17 protein-coding genes are annotated in these 14291 nt (G+C 58.4%); 5 read left to right on the top strand and 12 right to left on the bottom strand.

What is annotated here, in order from left to right; translation table 11 throughout:
* Nucleotides 1–13: 13 nt before the first annotated feature.
* Nucleotides 14–220, bottom strand: a complete 207-nt coding sequence (rpmF, locus tag C1J02_RS12670; protein ID WP_114880545.1) for a 50S ribosomal protein L32 — start codon at nucleotides 218–220, stop codon at nucleotides 14–16.
* Between the two features lie 208 nt (nucleotides 221–428).
* Nucleotides 429–980 (bottom strand): DUF177 domain-containing protein, encoded by a 552-nt coding sequence (locus C1J02_RS12665; protein WP_205389804.1) that lies wholly within the window; start codon nucleotides 978–980, stop codon nucleotides 429–431.
* A 104-nt stretch (nucleotides 981–1084) separates the two neighbouring features.
* Here C1J02_RS12665 and C1J02_RS12660 point away from each other — a divergent pair, with 104 nt between their 5' ends.
* The 3 genes from C1J02_RS12660 (at nucleotide 1085) to C1J02_RS12650 (ending at nucleotide 4218) form a co-directional block, all read left to right on the top strand.
* On the top strand, nucleotides 1085–1546 hold the full coding sequence (locus tag C1J02_RS12660) for an outer membrane protein assembly factor BamE (RefSeq protein ID WP_114878907.1): 462 nt from the start codon (nucleotides 1085–1087) through the stop codon (nucleotides 1544–1546).
* Between the two features lie 46 nt (nucleotides 1547–1592).
* The gene (locus tag C1J02_RS12655; protein WP_114878906.1) at nucleotides 1593–2342 is read left to right on the top strand and encodes a GNAT family N-acetyltransferase; all 750 of its coding nucleotides are present in this window, start codon (nucleotides 1593–1595) and stop codon (nucleotides 2340–2342) included.
* A gap of 67 nt (nucleotides 2343–2409) precedes the next feature.
* A complete protein-coding gene (locus tag C1J02_RS12650) occupies nucleotides 2410–4218 on the top strand; it encodes an ABC-F family ATP-binding cassette domain-containing protein (protein WP_114878905.1) in 1809 nt (602 codons plus the stop codon).
* Nucleotides 4219–4227: 9 nt separating this feature from the next.
* On the opposite strand, the gene C1J02_RS12645 is transcribed toward C1J02_RS12650, so the two are convergent.
* The 4 genes from C1J02_RS12645 to tyrS form a co-directional block, all read right to left on the bottom strand.
* Entirely contained in the window at nucleotides 4228–4776 is a 549-nt protein-coding gene (locus C1J02_RS12645) for a sugar O-acetyltransferase (protein ID WP_114880543.1), read from the bottom strand.
* An 11-nt stretch (nucleotides 4777–4787) separates the two neighbouring features.
* Nucleotides 4788–5543, bottom strand: a complete 756-nt coding sequence (locus C1J02_RS12640; protein WP_114878904.1) for a 3-hydroxyacyl-CoA dehydrogenase — start codon at nucleotides 5541–5543, stop codon at nucleotides 4788–4790.
* Nucleotides 5544–5578: 35 nt separating this feature from the next.
* Complete coding sequence (locus C1J02_RS12635; protein ID WP_114878903.1) at nucleotides 5579–6412, bottom strand: GNAT family N-acetyltransferase; 834 nt, start codon at nucleotides 6410–6412, stop codon at nucleotides 5579–5581.
* A gap of 87 nt (nucleotides 6413–6499) precedes the next feature.
* Nucleotides 6500–7750 (bottom strand): tyrosine--tRNA ligase, encoded by a 1251-nt coding sequence (gene tyrS / locus C1J02_RS12630; protein ID WP_114878902.1) that lies wholly within the window; start codon nucleotides 7748–7750, stop codon nucleotides 6500–6502.
* A 76-nt stretch (nucleotides 7751–7826) separates the two neighbouring features.
* On the opposite strand from tyrS, the gene C1J02_RS12625 reads away from it, so the two are divergent.
* Nucleotides 7827–8939: an anhydro-N-acetylmuramic acid kinase gene (locus C1J02_RS12625; RefSeq protein WP_114878901.1), complete on the top strand. Its 1113-nt coding sequence runs from the start codon at nucleotides 7827–7829 to the stop codon at nucleotides 8937–8939.
* A gap of 9 nt (nucleotides 8940–8948) precedes the next feature.
* Here C1J02_RS12625 and C1J02_RS12620 read toward each other — a convergent pair whose 3' ends face one another.
* From C1J02_RS12620 to C1J02_RS12600, 5 genes are all read right to left on the bottom strand, one after another.
* Nucleotides 8949–9248: a hypothetical protein gene (locus C1J02_RS12620; protein WP_114878900.1), complete on the bottom strand. Its 300-nt coding sequence runs from the start codon at nucleotides 9246–9248 to the stop codon at nucleotides 8949–8951.
* A complete protein-coding gene (locus C1J02_RS12615) occupies nucleotides 9245–9661 on the bottom strand; it encodes a cupin domain-containing protein (protein ID WP_114878899.1) in 417 nt (138 codons plus the stop codon). The genes C1J02_RS12620 and C1J02_RS12615 overlap by 4 nt, the downstream gene beginning before the upstream one ends.
* A complete protein-coding gene (locus tag C1J02_RS12610; protein WP_114878898.1) occupies nucleotides 9658–10197 on the bottom strand; it encodes a GNAT family N-acetyltransferase in 540 nt (179 codons plus the stop codon). The genes C1J02_RS12615 and C1J02_RS12610 overlap by 4 nt, the downstream gene beginning before the upstream one ends.
* Nucleotides 10190–11467, bottom strand: coding sequence for a phosphopyruvate hydratase (eno, locus tag C1J02_RS12605; RefSeq protein WP_114878897.1), 1278 nt, complete (start codon nucleotides 11465–11467; stop codon nucleotides 10190–10192). The genes C1J02_RS12610 and eno overlap by 8 nt, the downstream gene beginning before the upstream one ends.
* Nucleotides 11468–11535: 68 nt before the next feature.
* Nucleotides 11536–12405 carry a DMT family transporter gene (locus tag C1J02_RS12600; RefSeq protein ID WP_114880542.1) on the bottom strand — a complete coding sequence of 290 codons (870 nt, stop codon included), beginning with the start codon at nucleotides 12403–12405 and terminating at the stop codon, nucleotides 11536–11538.
* Between the two features lie 102 nt (nucleotides 12406–12507).
* On the opposite strand from C1J02_RS12600, the gene C1J02_RS12595 reads away from it, so the two are divergent.
* Complete coding sequence (locus C1J02_RS12595) at nucleotides 12508–13542, top strand: AbrB family transcriptional regulator (protein ID WP_114878896.1); 1035 nt, start codon at nucleotides 12508–12510, stop codon at nucleotides 13540–13542.
* Here the strand turns inward: C1J02_RS12595 and C1J02_RS12590 are convergent.
* Nucleotides 13539–14249, bottom strand: a complete 711-nt coding sequence (locus C1J02_RS12590; RefSeq protein WP_114878895.1) for an NYN domain-containing protein — start codon at nucleotides 14247–14249, stop codon at nucleotides 13539–13541. The two genes, C1J02_RS12595 and C1J02_RS12590, sit on opposite strands and share 4 nt — an antisense overlap.
* Between the last annotated feature and the right edge of the window lie 42 nt (nucleotides 14250–14291).

Raw genomic sequence — 14291 nt, 5'->3', positions numbered from 1 at the left:
TAGTGAACTCAGCTTATGCCGCGTCGTCTTCCAAGTCGATCTCTTCGGTCAATGCGACGATTTCCGCGTCGGCATAGTGACCGCAAGACGGACAAATGTGATGCGGGCGTTTCAGCTCACCACAGTTTGTACATTCGTTTGGATTCGCTGCTGAGAGCGAATCATGCGCACGACGGTTGTTGCGACGCGACTTGGAAACTTTATTCTGCTGGACAGCCATGTCTGGTGCCTTTGTCTTTGGGGTCAGGACATGAGCCAAGCCATGTAATAACCATGTTTCAATCTGGGTCCCATTCGGGCGTGTCGTCGCTTTAGGCGCAAGGCCTCGCAATGTCCAACCTTAATTGGGGTAAGGGCGGCAAAATACTGCGAACGCGGTATGATGCAAGCAGGTATTTTGCGGCTGCCAGCGACGAATTGCCGCTTGGCTAGTGGCCGCCCTTTTTCATCTGATCCTTGAGGTCGGCCAAACCGGCAAAGGGACGGGTGTCTTCGTCGGTCATCGGGGCCTCTCCGGGCTTGGTATAAACCAACTGGCCCAGTTCGGCGTCATCCTTGCGCGGATAATCAGGGATCGCCAGTGCCAGTGCTTCTTGCATTGCGATGGCCGGATCAATCCACGGGCCAAGGGGTTCAGCGGTTTCATCTTCTGGCATTTCGGCCTCGGGTTCATCAGGATCGCTGAAATCGTGGATGAACCGGCGCGCCACGTTTGCCTCAATCCGGGTGGTCACAGGGTCCAACGTCACCACACAGGGCTGTACCACAGTGGCACCCAGACGGCCCTCAAGCTGCCAATCGGTGCTGCCCATAGAGATAATGCGCCCGACAAAGCTGAGCTTGCGCAGGGCGGACACGTCCAGCATTTCTGCAAGCGCTTTTGTCGCGGCAGCGTCGGGGCGCAGATCAAATGTATTATCAACATTGTGTGACAGGTCAGCCACACGCAGGGCTGTGGGGCTTGGTGGAGTGCGCGACATGGGATGTCACCTTTCGTTTCTTGAACCTAGTTTCTTGATACCGGGGGGGGCATTGGTGTATGCGGAATAAAAGCCATAACTTCCAAGGGCAAGGGCCAGACCATATGCGCATCAAAAGTCAGACTCGTGTTAGGGCATTTAAAGCCACGACATTTGCCGCAGTGCTGGCGCTTGCGGCCTGTAGCCCGCAGTTTGAAAACCATGGATATATCCCACCCCAAGAGGATCTCGACCAAATTCAGGTTGGCACAGACACCCGCGAGAGTGTCACAGAAAAAGTTGGTGTGCCAACTTCCGCCGGGGTTCTAAGCAACAGCGGCTTTTATTACGTCAAGATGCGGCAACGGGTGATCGGTCCATTGGCCCCCAAAGAAATCGACCGACAGGTGGTCGCAATCAGCTTTTCCGACAATGGTGTCGTGACAAATGTCGAACGCTTTGGTCTGGAACGCGGTCGGGTTGTGCCATTGTCACGGCGTGTGACATCGTCGTCGGTCAGGGATCAATCGCTGTTGCGTCAGCTTTTGGGCAACATTGGCCGGTTCAGTCCTGCCTTCGGCAGTTAAGGCCGTTTGTGCGGTCCTGCGGGATCGGCCATAGGGTGTCTGGCGCATGGCCGCTCCGTTGACCGCACAGATCAAGACGCTGACCAAAGGTAAATTCAGCGCCTATCAAGCCAAATCGCCGCGTGACATTGCAGCCGCCCAGCAATTGCGCGCGCGCTGCTTTGGGTGCCAGCAGCCCCATGATTGTGATGCGTTTGATGCCATCAGCACGCATGTTCTGATAAAAGAAGTGTCGAACAATACGGTGGTGTGCTGTTTCCGGCTCTTTGCGGTCAACGGTCGTGACCTCGCAAGCAGTTACGCCGCGCAATTTTATGAGTTGAGCGCCTTGCAGCGGTACAAGGGTCTGATGATGGAAATGGGCCGCTTTTGTGTACACCCCGATTGGTGCGATCCTGATATTTTGCGGGTGGCATGGGCCGCGATGACCGATGTGGTCGATTCCAATGATGTCCGGATGCTGTTTGGGTGTTCATCCTTTGCCGGCGTTGACCCCGATGCCTATCTGGATGCTTTCGCCATGCTCAAGGCCCGCCATCTGGGCCCCTTATGCTGGCGACCCGGGGTCAAGGCCCCAGATGTGTTTCGCTTTGCGGCCCAGCTCAGCCAAAAGCCTGATGCGAAAAAGGCGATGTTGGGATTGCCACCGCTTTTGCGAACGTATCTTTTGATGGGCGGCTGGGTCAGCGATCATGCGGTGGTCGATCATCAGATGAACACCCTGCATGTGTTCACAGGGCTTGAAATCGGGTTGATCCCGGCACCCCGGAAACGGATCCTGCGGGCGTTGGTCTAGCAGGAATTTATGCGTCATAGGGTCAGGGGACATTGACCTCTGAGATCAGCGCAGATAGCTGGCGGTCATGGCACGTGCACCTCTTTTGCAACTCAATGAAATATCACTGACCTTTGGCGGTGATCCTGTTTTTGACGACCTGTCGTTGGTCATTCAGCCGGGTGACCGGGTGGCCCTGGTCGGGCGCAACGGGTCAGGCAAATCAACACTGATGAAGGTGATGGCCGGCCTTGTTGAGGCGGACAAGGGCGATGTCATTGCAGGCCCCGGTGTGTCCGTCGGCTACATGGAACAAGATCCTGATCTGGCCGGGTTCGACACGCTGGGTGATTTTGCGGCGCACGGGCTGGACCCCGGCGAGATGTACAAGGTTGAACGCGCGGGCGAGGGGCTCAAATTCGATCCTACGCGTCCGGTGGCCACCGCCAGCGGCGGCGAACGGCGGCGCGCGGCACTGGCGCGGCTGATGGCCGAAGAACCTGAATTGATGCTGCTTGATGAACCGACGAACCATCTGGATATTGAAGCTATCCGGTGGCTTGAGGCCGAGCTAAAGCAAACCCGGACAGCCTTTGTGATCATCAGCCACGACCGTGCATTTTTGCGTGAACTTACACGCGCAACCCTCTGGATTGATAGAGGAAAGGTGCGGCGGCAAGAAACCGGTTTCGCTGGGTTTGAGGCATGGCGCGACCAGGTATGGGACGAAGAGGACATGCAGCGGCACAAGCTGAACCGCAAGATCAAGTCCGAGGCGCGGTGGGCCGTTGAAGGCATCTCAGCGCGCCGCAAGCGCAACCAGGGCCGGGTGCGTGCGTTGCAGGAACTGCGTGCAGAACGCTCTGCCCAGATCACGCGCCAAGGCACCGCCGCGATGGCGCTGGATGCCGGACCCAAGTCAGGGCGCAAGGTGATCGAGGCTGATAACATCAGCAAAAGCTTCGGTGACACGACGATTCTGAGCGGTTTTTCCCTCAAGGTGCAACGCGGCGATCGCATTGCGCTGGTGGGGCCAAATGGCGTGGGCAAAACCACTCTTCTGAATATGTTGATTGGCCGCGAAGAACCCGACAGCGGGACTGTGTCGCTTGGCACCAATCTGGAAATTGCACTGTTTGATCAGGCGCGGGCGCAACTGGACGGTGATATGACGCTTTGGGAAAGCCTGACAGGCGATCCTGATATGCGGGTGTCGGGCAAGGCAGATCAAGTGCTGGTGCGGGGCAACCCCAAGCATGTGGTTGGATACCTTAAAGAGTTTCTGTTTGACGAAGCACAGGCACGCGCGCCGGTCCGGTCTTTGTCGGGGGGCGAAAAGGCGAGGCTGCTGTTGGCCAAGATCATGGCACGGCAGAGCAATCTGTTGGTTCTCGATGAACCCACCAACGATCTGGATGTAGAAACACTGGATCTGTTGCAGGAACTGCTGGGCAATTACGACGGCACCGTCATTCTGGTCAGCCACGACCGCGACTTTCTGGACCGGGTTGCCGCGACCACCATTGCAATGGAAGGCGATGGCAAGGCCACGATTTATGCGGGCGGATGGACCGACTATCTGTCGCAGCGGGGGCAGGATGACTTTTCGGAAAGCGTGACCAAATCCAAAGCGCAGCCCGCTAAAGCCAAGCAGGACAAACAGGCCAAATCGGGGCTGAGCTTCACCGAAAAGCACAGGCTTGAGGCACTGCCCGATGAGATCGCGCGGCTGGAGGCGGAGATTGCCAAGCTTGAAGGGTTATTGGCCGATCCTGATCTGTTCACGCAACAACCGGTCAAGTTTAACAAAGCCACGCAAGCCCTTGCCGAAAGGCAGAAAAAACTAGGTTCCTGTGAGGAAGAATGGCTGCTCCTTGAGGAAAAAGCGGGCGGCTAGGACGGATGATCACATCCGCCGCGCCGGCACGCCAATAACGCTTTGCCCTGCGGCCACATCACGCGTCACAACAGCACCTGCGCCGACAATTGCACCGTCGCCGATGCGCACCCCCGGCATTATGATCGCACCTGCACCGATCCAGACATCGTCCCCAAGCGTCACGGGTCTGGCAATTTCAATGCCGGCTTTGCGCTTGTCGCGGTCCTTGTGATGCTGGGCGCAAAGGATCTGCGCACCGGGTCCGATCATGGTGCGACTGCCGATCACAACCGGGGCGGAATCAAGAATAATGCACCCTGCGTTCAGGTAAACCGCATCTCCTAGGTGGATGTTGAAGCCATAGGAACAGTGGAACGGCACCTCGATCATGCAGTTCTCGCCATGTTGTGCAATAAGGTCTGCCAAAGGCGTGCTCAATTGCTGACGGTCATCGGGGGACATGGAGTTGTGCGCGAATACCGCATGTCGCGCCCGCATCCGCAACGCCTCCAGTCTATCGTCGATGCAGCTATACCATTGGCCTGCCAGCATTTTATCATATTCGGTTGCTGACATTTCTGCCACCCTCAGCGCATGCGCAGCGCGCCGTCAATGCGGATGACCTCGCCGTTGAGATATCCCATTTCAACGATAAAGCCGGCCAGACGGGCATATTCAGACGGATCGCCCAGCCGCGCGGGGTTTGGCACATCGGCGGCCAGCGATGCCTGAACCTCATCGGGCAGTCCGGCCAGCATCGGCGTCATGAAAATGCCCGGCGCGATGGTCATCACGCGGATGCCATCCTTGGCCAGGTCGCGGGCCATTGGCAGGGTCATGCCGACAACGCCACCCTTGGACGCGGCATAGGCGGCCTGTCCCTTTTGACCGTCAAAGGCCGCAATCGATGCAGTGTTGATGATCACGCCGCGCGCACCATCGGGTTCAGGATCGTTCTGCGCCATCGCCTCGGCCCCAAGCCGCGCCACGTTAAAGCTGCCGACAAGGTTGATATCAATGGTGCGCTGGAAGGCATCAAGCGGGTGCGGGCCATCGCGGCCAATGGTCTTGATGCCATAGGCGATCCCCGCACAATTTACGGTTGCAGAGATTTTCCCCATCTTTTCAAGGGCAAAGGCAACAGCCGCCTGTACAGATTCCTCATCTGTGACGTCTGTCTGGATAAAATGCCCGCCAATGTCTTTGGCCACATTCGGTCCGCGCTCTGCATCCCGGTCCAAAAGCGTCACCTGTGCACCTTGGTCCGCAAAATGACGCGCTGTGGCTTCGCCTAATCCAGAGGCTCCGCCGGTGATGATGGCTGATGACGTGCTGAGTTTCATAGGTGCCTCCCTGATTTGAACGTATGTTCAGATAATCACGGGTCGCCGCCCCGTGCAAGTGGACGCCAGCGCAACCATGTGCCGCCGGTTTGGGCGGTCACGGCCCCGGTGCGCAATTTGAATCGGTTAAGTCCGGGTGTACGCGGATCAATCAACCCCAGATCAAGGGCGTCATGCCCCTGTGCGGCAAGCCACCGCGATGCCTGCCACAACAGCAGATTGTGGGCAGAGCATGCTTTGCCGGCCGCTGTGATATGCCCGATGTGGTAGGTCGCACGCGCGCCGTGGCGAAAAAACAGCATATGGGCCACCACGGTGCCTTTTTGGTGCGCCATAAAAAGGCGGGTCTGGTCCGGGGCCACCGCCGCAAATGCAGCCGTCAAAGCGGCGGGCCAGTTGGCGTAGCGGCGTGCGCGGGCTTGGGCGGTTTCCAATCGTAACAGCGGGTGCGTTAGTTTGGGCGGCAGGGGCCGGTGCGAGACCCGTAGTCCTGCGGCCTCGGCACGTCCAAGCTGATTGCGGCATTTGGGATGGAGCGCTGCGCGCGCCGTATCCACATCCGGGTGCAGGCGTAGCTGTGCCAGAAACTGCGGTCCGCGCAGGCGCATTGCGCGGGGCAGGGTGCAGGGCCGTTCAGGTGAGAGGACCAGTGGCGTGCGGTGAAGGTTATGGGCGCGTAATTGGCGATCAAGGTCATCAGGCGGCACCGCACGGGGCAACATCGTGATCGGTATGCCCAGCACGCGACGATGCAGCAGCATCAGACCAGATTGCAGGACAATGGGGCTTTGCCCACACCTGCGCAAAGCAGCAGCAAAGGCCGGGTCCTGCATCAGCGGTGTATCTTGGGCGGGTCCGGCATCAAACATGGCCGCAAGGGTGCGCCCATTATGCTAAAGAAAGGGTTAAATGCGCACTACAGGAAGGCTGGCGGGGCGCATCATCCGCCCCTGCCTTTAGTTCAATTGCACCAGCGCATGGCGTTTCTTGCCCGCACTCAGTTTTATCGGTGTGGCCAATGCGCTGGCATCAATCATCATGCCCGCATCGTTCAGCGGTTCATCATTCAGCCGCGCACCGTTTTCGGAAATCAGCCGCTTGGCTTCTTTTCCCGAACCGGCAAGGCCGGACTTGACGAACAGTTGAACAATGGAAATGCCATCCCCCACATCCGCCGCTGACAACGTCAGGGTTGGCAAATCGTCGCCAATACCGCCTTTTTCAAAGACCTCGCGTGCGGTTGCCTCGGCTGCTGCCGCCGCATCAGCGCCGTGCAACAGGGTCGTGACTTCATTGGCCAAACGCACCTTGGCCGCGTTGATCTCGGATCCTTCCAGCGCGCCCAGGCGATCACATTCATCAACGGGCAGTTCGGTATAAAGCTTGAGAAAACGCCCCACATCCGCATCCGTGGTGTTGCGCCAGAACTGCCAGAACTCGTAGGGCGACAACATGTCGGCGTCCAGCCAGATCGCGCCAGATTGCGACTTGCCCATCTTTTTGCCATCCGAGGTCGTCAAAAGATGTGACGTCAGCCCGTACACTTCGCCGTCAATCACCCGGCGCGTCAGGTCGATCCCATTGACGATGTTGCCCCATTGGTCGCTGCCCCCCATCTGCAGGATGCAGCCATAGCGGCGATGAAGCTCCATGAAATCATAGGCTTGCAGGATCATGTAGTTGAATTCCAGGAACGACAGCGATTGCTCGCGGTCCAGCCGGGATTTGACGCTCTCAAACGACAACATCCGGTTGATCGAGAAATGCCGCCCGATGTCGCGCAAAAAATCGAGGTAGTTCAGATCATCGAGCCATTCGGCGTTGTTGATCATCATCGCATCAGAAGGCCCGTCGCCATAGGTCAGGTAGGCCGAGAACACCTTTTTGATGCCAGCGATGTTGGCGTCGATCTGTTCGGGGCCCATCAGCGGGCGTTCGTCAGCGCGAAACGACGGATCACCGACCTTTGTGGTGCCGCCGCCCATCAGCGTGATCGGTTTGCCGCCGGTTTTTTGCAGCCAGCGCAACATCATGATCTGAATGAGCGATCCAACGTGCAGCGACTTTGCCGTGGCATCAAAACCGATGTAACCCGGTTGCCCGCCCTGCAACAGCGCCTCGTCCAGCCCCTGATAATCGGTGCAATCCGCAAGAAACCCGCGTTCCGTCATGATGCGAATGAATTCCGATTTGGGATGGTATGTCATGGCGCTTGCCCTCGGCGTCTGTTGCGGGGCATCTATAGGGCCAGAGCAGTCAAAGGGAAAGGCCCCGAGTAACGCCATGAACAAGGCCGTAAGCAAGACAGGTGTGGTGACCGCACTGGGCGCGATGTCGGGGACCTCGCTGGACGGTGTGGACGCCGCCGTTCTGCGCACGGATGGACATGATATTGAGAGCTTTGGACAGGTCGCTTATCGCGCCTATTCCGATCAGGAACGCGATGTGATTGCTGCGGGGTTTGGCAGATGGTCAGGGCCTCAGGTGCAGGCCGCCGCCGGGATCGTTGAAGCCGCTCATATCGAGGTTCTGTCTGAATTCAAAGATGTGGACCTGATTGGTTTTCATGGTCAGACGCTGGCCCATGCCCCGCGGGCGCAAGGCACACTGCAGGTTGGTGATGGTGCGGCCTTGGCCGATGTTCTGGGTGTGCCGGTGGTCTGGGATTTTCGCAGTGCGGATGTTGAATTTGGCGGGGAAGGGGCACCGCTTGCGCCGTTTTTCCACCATGCCTGTGCGCGGTTTGCCGGGCTGACAGATCCGGTGGTTTTTCTGAACCTCGGCGGGGTTGGCAATCTGACCTGGGTGGACCCGTCTTGCGCGCGTCCCGAGGATACGGGCGCGCTTTTGGCTTTTGACACGGGGCCTGCGAACGCGCCGCTGAATGATCTGATGCAGGTGCGGCGTGGGAAGCCTTTTGACGAAGGGGGCAGACTGGCTGCCAAAGGGCAGGTTGAACAGGGCGCTCTTGAGCTGTTTCTGGCAGAGCCTTACTTTGCCCGTGTCCCGCCCAAGTCACTGGACCGTAATGATTTTGCCGAAATGGTGGCGCTTGTGGGCGAATTGTCAGATGCCGATGCGGCGGCAACGCTGACCGCCATGTGCGCCGCCGGGGTGGCCGAGGCGATGCAGCATTGCCCACGCCCGCCGACGCGCGTGTTGGTCACAGGTGGCGGGCGGATGAACCCGGTGTTGATGCAGATGCTGACCGTGAGCCTTGATTGTCCGGTGGTCCCGGTCGAGGACATCGGGCTCAATGGCGATATGTTGGAGGCACAGGCCTTTGCCTATCTTGCGGTGCGCGTGGCGCGTGGATTGCCGACATCGTGCCCCGGCACCACTGGGGTGCGGGCGGCTGTTGGCGGCGGGACCGTCAGCGTGCCGTCAGGCCGTTAAACCGGACCCTTAACAGGTGGCATTTGGTGCCCAGAGATATTCCGGAGGCTGGCCCTCACGGACAACTTCGGTGACGCAGATGCGGTCGCCTTCGGACACATCGGGGCGCGACAGGCGCGGTTCCAGCACGACCTCTGCGGCATCAATCGCCACGGTCAGGTGCCAGGTGTCGCCGCCTTTTTCCGCAATCTGACTGTCGATGTTCACGACCGTAGCGGGCAGCAAGATATCGGTTCTGGAATTGCGATCATAGGTATAAAGCCCAACGATCAGGGCAATGCCGACATAAAGGATCATGCGGTTTTTCATCTGGGTATGTCCATTTCAGCGGGCGCGAGGGTGAAGCCGTCAAAGGTAAAGCCGGGTGATACGGTGCAGCTGACCAGCGTGTAATCACCGGTGCTGCGCGCGGCCTGCCAGTGGTTTTCCGGCACGATGATCTGGGGTGCACCTTGCGACAGATCGGGCGTCAGCAGGTGATCGGCAGCAGGGCCCGCATCGGTTTCAGCCAGTGACAAGACCAGCGGTGCGCCCGCGTGATAGAGCCATATCTCGGTGGCATCGACGCGGTGCCAATGGCTGTGCTCGCCCGCTTTAAGCAGGAAATAGATGCAGGTGCCGGTCGGGCGGCCCGCGTTTTCGGCCACCCAGGTCTGGCGAAAATGGCCGCCTTCGGGGTGCGGCGCGAGGTTGAGGTGGGCGATGATTTGGTCTGGGGTCATTTCGGTGCCATGGCAGGCGCAAGATGTTTTTCAAAAAACACCAATTCAGGCAGGACATTGTCTGGCATCGGCTGGTAAGGGCCTCGGCGACTGAACCCCAGCTTTTCATACAAGCGTTGCGCGGCGTGAAGTAATCTATGGGTGTCCAATACGACGCGGGAAAACCCGTCCTTATGTGCTTGGGCAATCAATGAAGTGCAAAGCTGGTGCGCAACATTTTGTCCACGGGCTGCATCAGCCACAAAAACACGTTTTATTTCAGATGTTTGTCCATCCAGTGGGTGGCTCATGCCGCATGCTACTGGCGTACCTGTAGGGTCGGTCGCAAGCATGATGATACCCTTGGGGCGGGCGTGCAGGATCGGCAGGTTTTCCATCAACGCCTCGTATTTTGAGGCAGGGCGAAAGGCATCGGTAACTTCTTCGCTTACGCCCTGCATGGACAACAAATAGTTCCGGTAGTCCCAGCACAGGCTACGCACCGCTGCCAGATCGGCAGCGGTGGTCGCGGGGCGAATGGTAACTTGTTCAGCCACGCAGGATCGAACGGCCGGCGTATTCGGCAGTTTCACCGAGCATTTCCTCGATCCGGATCAACTGATTGTATTTTGCCAGCCGGTCCGACCGCGCAAGCGATCCGGTCTTGATCTGCCCGCAGTTTGTTGCGACCGCCAGATCGGCAATCGTGGCATCCTCGGTTTCACCCGAACGGTGCGACATTACATTGGTAAAGCCCGCTCGATGCGCCATGTCCACCGCTTTAAGTGTCTCCGTCAAGCTGCCGATTTGATTGACTTTTACCAGCATCGAATTGGCGCTACCGCGTTCAATGCCCATGGCAAGGCGTTCAGGGTTGGTGACAAACAGATCATCGCCGACCAGTTGGATTTTACCACCCAGTTTGTCCGTCAACGCCTTCCAGCCGTCCCAGTCATCCTCGGACATCCCGTCTTCGATTGAGATGATCGGGTAATCGGCGACCAGTGCGGCCAGATAGTCGACATTTTCTTCGCTGCTCAGGGATTTTCCTTCGCCAGCAAGCTCATAGCGGCCGTTCTTGTAGTATTCTGTCGCGGCACAATCCATCGCCAGATACATATCTTCCCCGGGTTTGTAGCCTGCTTTTTCAATGGATTTCAGCACAAAATCCAAGGCATCGCGGGTGGATGAGATATTGGGGGCAAAGCCACCCTCATCGCCGATGCCCGTGGACAGACCCGCTGCAGAGAGTTCCTTTTTCAACGTGTGAAAGACTTCGGCCCCCATGCGCACGGCTTCGCGGATGTTTTCCGCAGCCACGGGCATGATCATGAATTCCTGAATGTCGATCGGGTTGTCGGCATGTTCACCGCCATTGATGATGTTCATCATTGGCACCGGCAAAACCCGTGCAGACGTGCCGCCGACATAGCGATAAAGGGGCTGGGTGCAGTAATCTGCCGCCGCTTTGGCCGCAGCAAGCGATACGCCCAGAATGGCGTTGGCCCCAAGGCGTGATTTGTTGTCAGTGCCGTCAAGTTCGATCATGATCTCGTCGATTTCGACCTGTTCCGTGGCGTCGATGCCGACCAGTGCCTCGGCGATCTCACCGTTCACAGATGCACAGGCCTCAAGCACGCCTTTGCCCATGTAGCGTGCTTTGTCCCCGTCGCGACGCTCGACCGCTTCATATGCGCCGGTTGAGGCCCCTGATGGCACGGCGGCCCGGCCCATGGTGCCGTCTTCGAGGATCACGTCAACCTCGACCGTCGGATTGCCCCGGCTGTCAAGGATTTCGCGGGCGTGAATGTCGATGATTGTGCTCATGAGGGCTGTCCTTTGGGCTGAATGATTTCTGCGCTTTTAGCGTGGACGGGGCAGGTTGAAAAGGCGGGTCAGGTGCTGGTCCGGACCTTGCGTTCGCGCAGAATTGTGTAAATGCCCGATGCGACAATGATCGCGGCCCCGATCAGTGTCAGTGCATCGGGGGATTCTCCAAACACCGTCACCCCGATCACCAGGGCGAACACCAGTCGAATATAGCGAAACGGTGTGACAAACCCCACATCGCCCACCCGCATTGCGGCAACAATGGCGTAATAGGCAAAAAGCCCGATGCCCAAGGCAGCGCTGATGTAAATCCATTCGGTGGCGTTCAATGCCACAACCTGTGAGCCGGTGAAAATCATCAACAAGATGCCCGCAGGAATAATCACCACGAACCCCAGAAAGCTGAGCTGCATGGTGGTAATTGACGCGGGCGTCCTGCGTGTGGCCAGATCGCGCAGGGCGAGGGCAAAGACCGCAAGCAGCGCCAAAAGCGACAGAACCTCAAAGCTGTCCAGACCGGGGCGGATGATCAGCAAGACGCCGATCAGGCCCACGAAAATCGCGCTCCACCGGCGCCAGCCAACAGGTTCGCCCAGAAATACCGCGGCCCCCAGGGTGACGGCCAGCGGCGTTGCCTGCAGAATCGCAGAGGCGCTGGAAAGGGGGGTCAGCACAATGGCCGAAACAAATGCCAATGCGCCAATCAGGTCACCCAATCCGCGCAACACAATCGGATAGGACAACATGGTGCGGGCGAACAATGCCTCGCCTCTGGCCACGACAATTGCGCCAAAGGCCAGCGAACCGCCGATGCCCAGCATGGTCAGGATCTGCCCGACCGACACGGCATCAGCCAGTAATTTGATGAACATGTCCTCAAGCGCGAAACCGGCCATCGCCAAAACCATCAAAACAGCGCCGCGTATATTGTCCATGATCCTGCGCTCTTGAGAAATGAATATGACGGCCATGACGGTTTTGCACGGCAAGGGCAAGGGGCGCTGGCAGAGCATCTAATCGAGTGATAGCAACGGCGTATGAGATCGCCGAACCTATCCCTGTCGCTCCGCGAAACTTTGCTGACAATCTGCGTTGGGGCTGTGGGGGCCGCACTGGCTTGGGCGTTGTCGGTGCCGGTTTACATGTTGTTGGGGCCGGTTGTTGCGGTCAGTCTTTCCAGCCTCGCCGGCCTGCGCACCGCCATTGACCTGCGGCTGCGCGATGCGTGCTTTGTGGTGATCGGGCTTGCGGTCGGGGCCGGTTTTGACACCGATGCTCTGGGTGCCATGCTGCGCTGGCCACTCGCGTTTGTGTTCATGGCAGTGATCATTTGGCTGATCATGGCCATTTGCCGTGCGATGCTGGTGCGGTTCTTTGGGTTTGATGCGCGGTCGGCGCTTCTGGCGTCTGCGCCCGGGCATCTGAGCTTTGTGATTGCGATGGCCAGCAGCACCGGATCGGACGTGGCGCGCATTTCGATCACCCAATCGGTCAGGTTGCTGGCTCTGACGCTGGTCGTGCCCTTTGTGGCCGTCGCGATGGGGGTGGAGTTGTCAGGCAACATTGCCCCTCAGGGCGAGCCTGTCGCGCTCGTTCAATTGGTGATCATGATTGTGCTGGCCATCGTGGTCGGGCTGCTGTTTCAGCGCGTGTCGGTGCCGGCACCGCTGCTTTTGGGCGCGATGGTTGTGTCTGCCATCGGGCATCTGAGCGACCTTGCGCCGGGGGTCATGCCCCAGTGGATCATCCTGCCTGCCTATCTGGTTTTGGGATCCTTGATCGGGACCCGGTTCAGCGGGGTCACGCCGGCGCGTTTTGCTGGTGGCCTGGGTGCGGGTGTCGCAATCACGCTGGTTGCTGTGGGGCTGGCGGGGTTGGGGGCCTTGCCGGTTGCCTGGGCCCTGAACATGCCACTTGCGCATGTTTTGGTTGCTTTCGCCCCCGGCGGATTAGAGACGATGATCGCGATGGGCGCTGTTTTAGGGGTCATCCCGGGATTTGTCGCGGCCTGTCACATTGCCCGGTTGCTGGTGCTCAGCGTGCTGTTGCCGTGGATGCTGGGGCGGCGCTAGGTCTTTGGCCGAACCATCGGGCGGTTGTCTTTGTTGGCAAACTCCAGCTTTGGCATCGCTTTGATCAGACTGCTGAGCTTGGCAAATCCATAGCTGCGGGTGTCAAAGTCGGGGTGTGCTGCCATCAAGTTTACACCTAGCGGACCAAGCGCTACCCAGTCGTCTTCTGTATCACAACGCTCAATTGCAGTCCGGATCAACTGATACGCATGATTCATGTCAGCTTTCGGTTTGGGCTTGGCAGCGGTATCGTTGCTGTCCTCTTCGTCTTTGAGGTTTTCGACCAGAATGAAACGGTTATAGACGTTTCGCAGGGCCGGGTTGGTCTTTTCCTCGCCAATGCCAATGACAGTTAGTCCGTCCTCACGCAATCGGTTCACAAGTGCTGTGAAATCGCTGTCGGACGACACGATGACAAAAGCGTCAAATTTGCCTGAGTGCAGGATGTCCATCGCATGAATAACAAGGCCGATGTCAGTTGCGTTCTTGCCTCTCGAATTGGCAGTTTCCTGATGGGCAACGAGACCAAGAGCATGTATCGGCTCCCGCCAGCCTTTCAGATGTTCGCTGGACCAATCACCATAGACACGCCGCAGCGCAGGTTCGCCAATAGCGGCGATTTCGCGCATGATTTTGGCCGCATCTCGTGCGCGTACATTGTCGGCGTCGATCAGCACGGCAAGCAATGGGCGGTCACGGTCAGGCATCACGTATTCCTTCGGTATCTGTGTTTCTCAAAGCAGCGCGGT

This window comes from Sulfitobacter sp. SK011 (assembly GCF_003352065.1).
In the GTDB taxonomy this organism is placed as follows: domain Bacteria; phylum Pseudomonadota; class Alphaproteobacteria; order Rhodobacterales; family Rhodobacteraceae; genus Sulfitobacter.
This window is presented reverse-complemented; position numbering and strand designations above follow the sequence as displayed.

Coding starts and splice junctions, on each gene's coding strand:
- C1J02_RS12625 (WP_114878901.1), top strand. CDS start 7,827: ATGAACAAGGCCGTAAGCAAGACAGGTGTGGTGACCGCACTGGGCGCG.
- C1J02_RS12590 (WP_114878895.1), bottom strand. CDS start 14,249: ATGCCTGACCGTGACCGCCCATTGCTTGCCGTGCTGATCGACGCCGAC.
- C1J02_RS12640 (WP_114878904.1), bottom strand. CDS start 5,543: ATGAAACTCAGCACGTCATCAGCCATCATCACCGGCGGAGCCTCTGGA.
- C1J02_RS12645 (WP_114880543.1), bottom strand. CDS start 4,776: ATGTCAGCAACCGAATATGATAAAATGCTGGCAGGCCAATGGTATAGC.
- tyrS (WP_114878902.1), bottom strand. CDS start 7,750: ATGACATACCATCCCAAATCGGAATTCATTCGCATCATGACGGAACGC.
- C1J02_RS12615 (WP_114878899.1), bottom strand. CDS start 9,661: ATGACCCCAGACCAAATCATCGCCCACCTCAACCTCGCGCCGCACCCC.
- rpmF (WP_114880545.1), bottom strand. CDS start 220: ATGGCTGTCCAGCAGAATAAAGTTTCCAAGTCGCGTCGCAACAACCGT.
- eno (WP_114878897.1), bottom strand. CDS start 11,467: ATGAGCACAATCATCGACATTCACGCCCGCGAAATCCTTGACAGCCGG.
- C1J02_RS12660 (WP_114878907.1), top strand. CDS start 1,085: ATGCGCATCAAAAGTCAGACTCGTGTTAGGGCATTTAAAGCCACGACA.
- C1J02_RS12650 (WP_114878905.1), top strand. CDS start 2,410: ATGGCACGTGCACCTCTTTTGCAACTCAATGAAATATCACTGACCTTT.
- C1J02_RS12595 (WP_114878896.1), top strand. CDS start 12,508: ATGAGATCGCCGAACCTATCCCTGTCGCTCCGCGAAACTTTGCTGACA.
- C1J02_RS12620 (WP_114878900.1), bottom strand. CDS start 9,248: ATGAAAAACCGCATGATCCTTTATGTCGGCATTGCCCTGATCGTTGGG.
- C1J02_RS12600 (WP_114880542.1), bottom strand. CDS start 12,405: ATGGACAATATACGCGGCGCTGTTTTGATGGTTTTGGCGATGGCCGGT.
- C1J02_RS12665 (WP_205389804.1), bottom strand. CDS start 980: ATGTCGCGCACTCCACCAAGCCCCACAGCCCTGCGTGTGGCTGACCTG.
- C1J02_RS12655 (WP_114878906.1), top strand. CDS start 1,593: ATGGCCGCTCCGTTGACCGCACAGATCAAGACGCTGACCAAAGGTAAA.
- C1J02_RS12635 (WP_114878903.1), bottom strand. CDS start 6,412: ATGTTTGATGCCGGACCCGCCCAAGATACACCGCTGATGCAGGACCCG.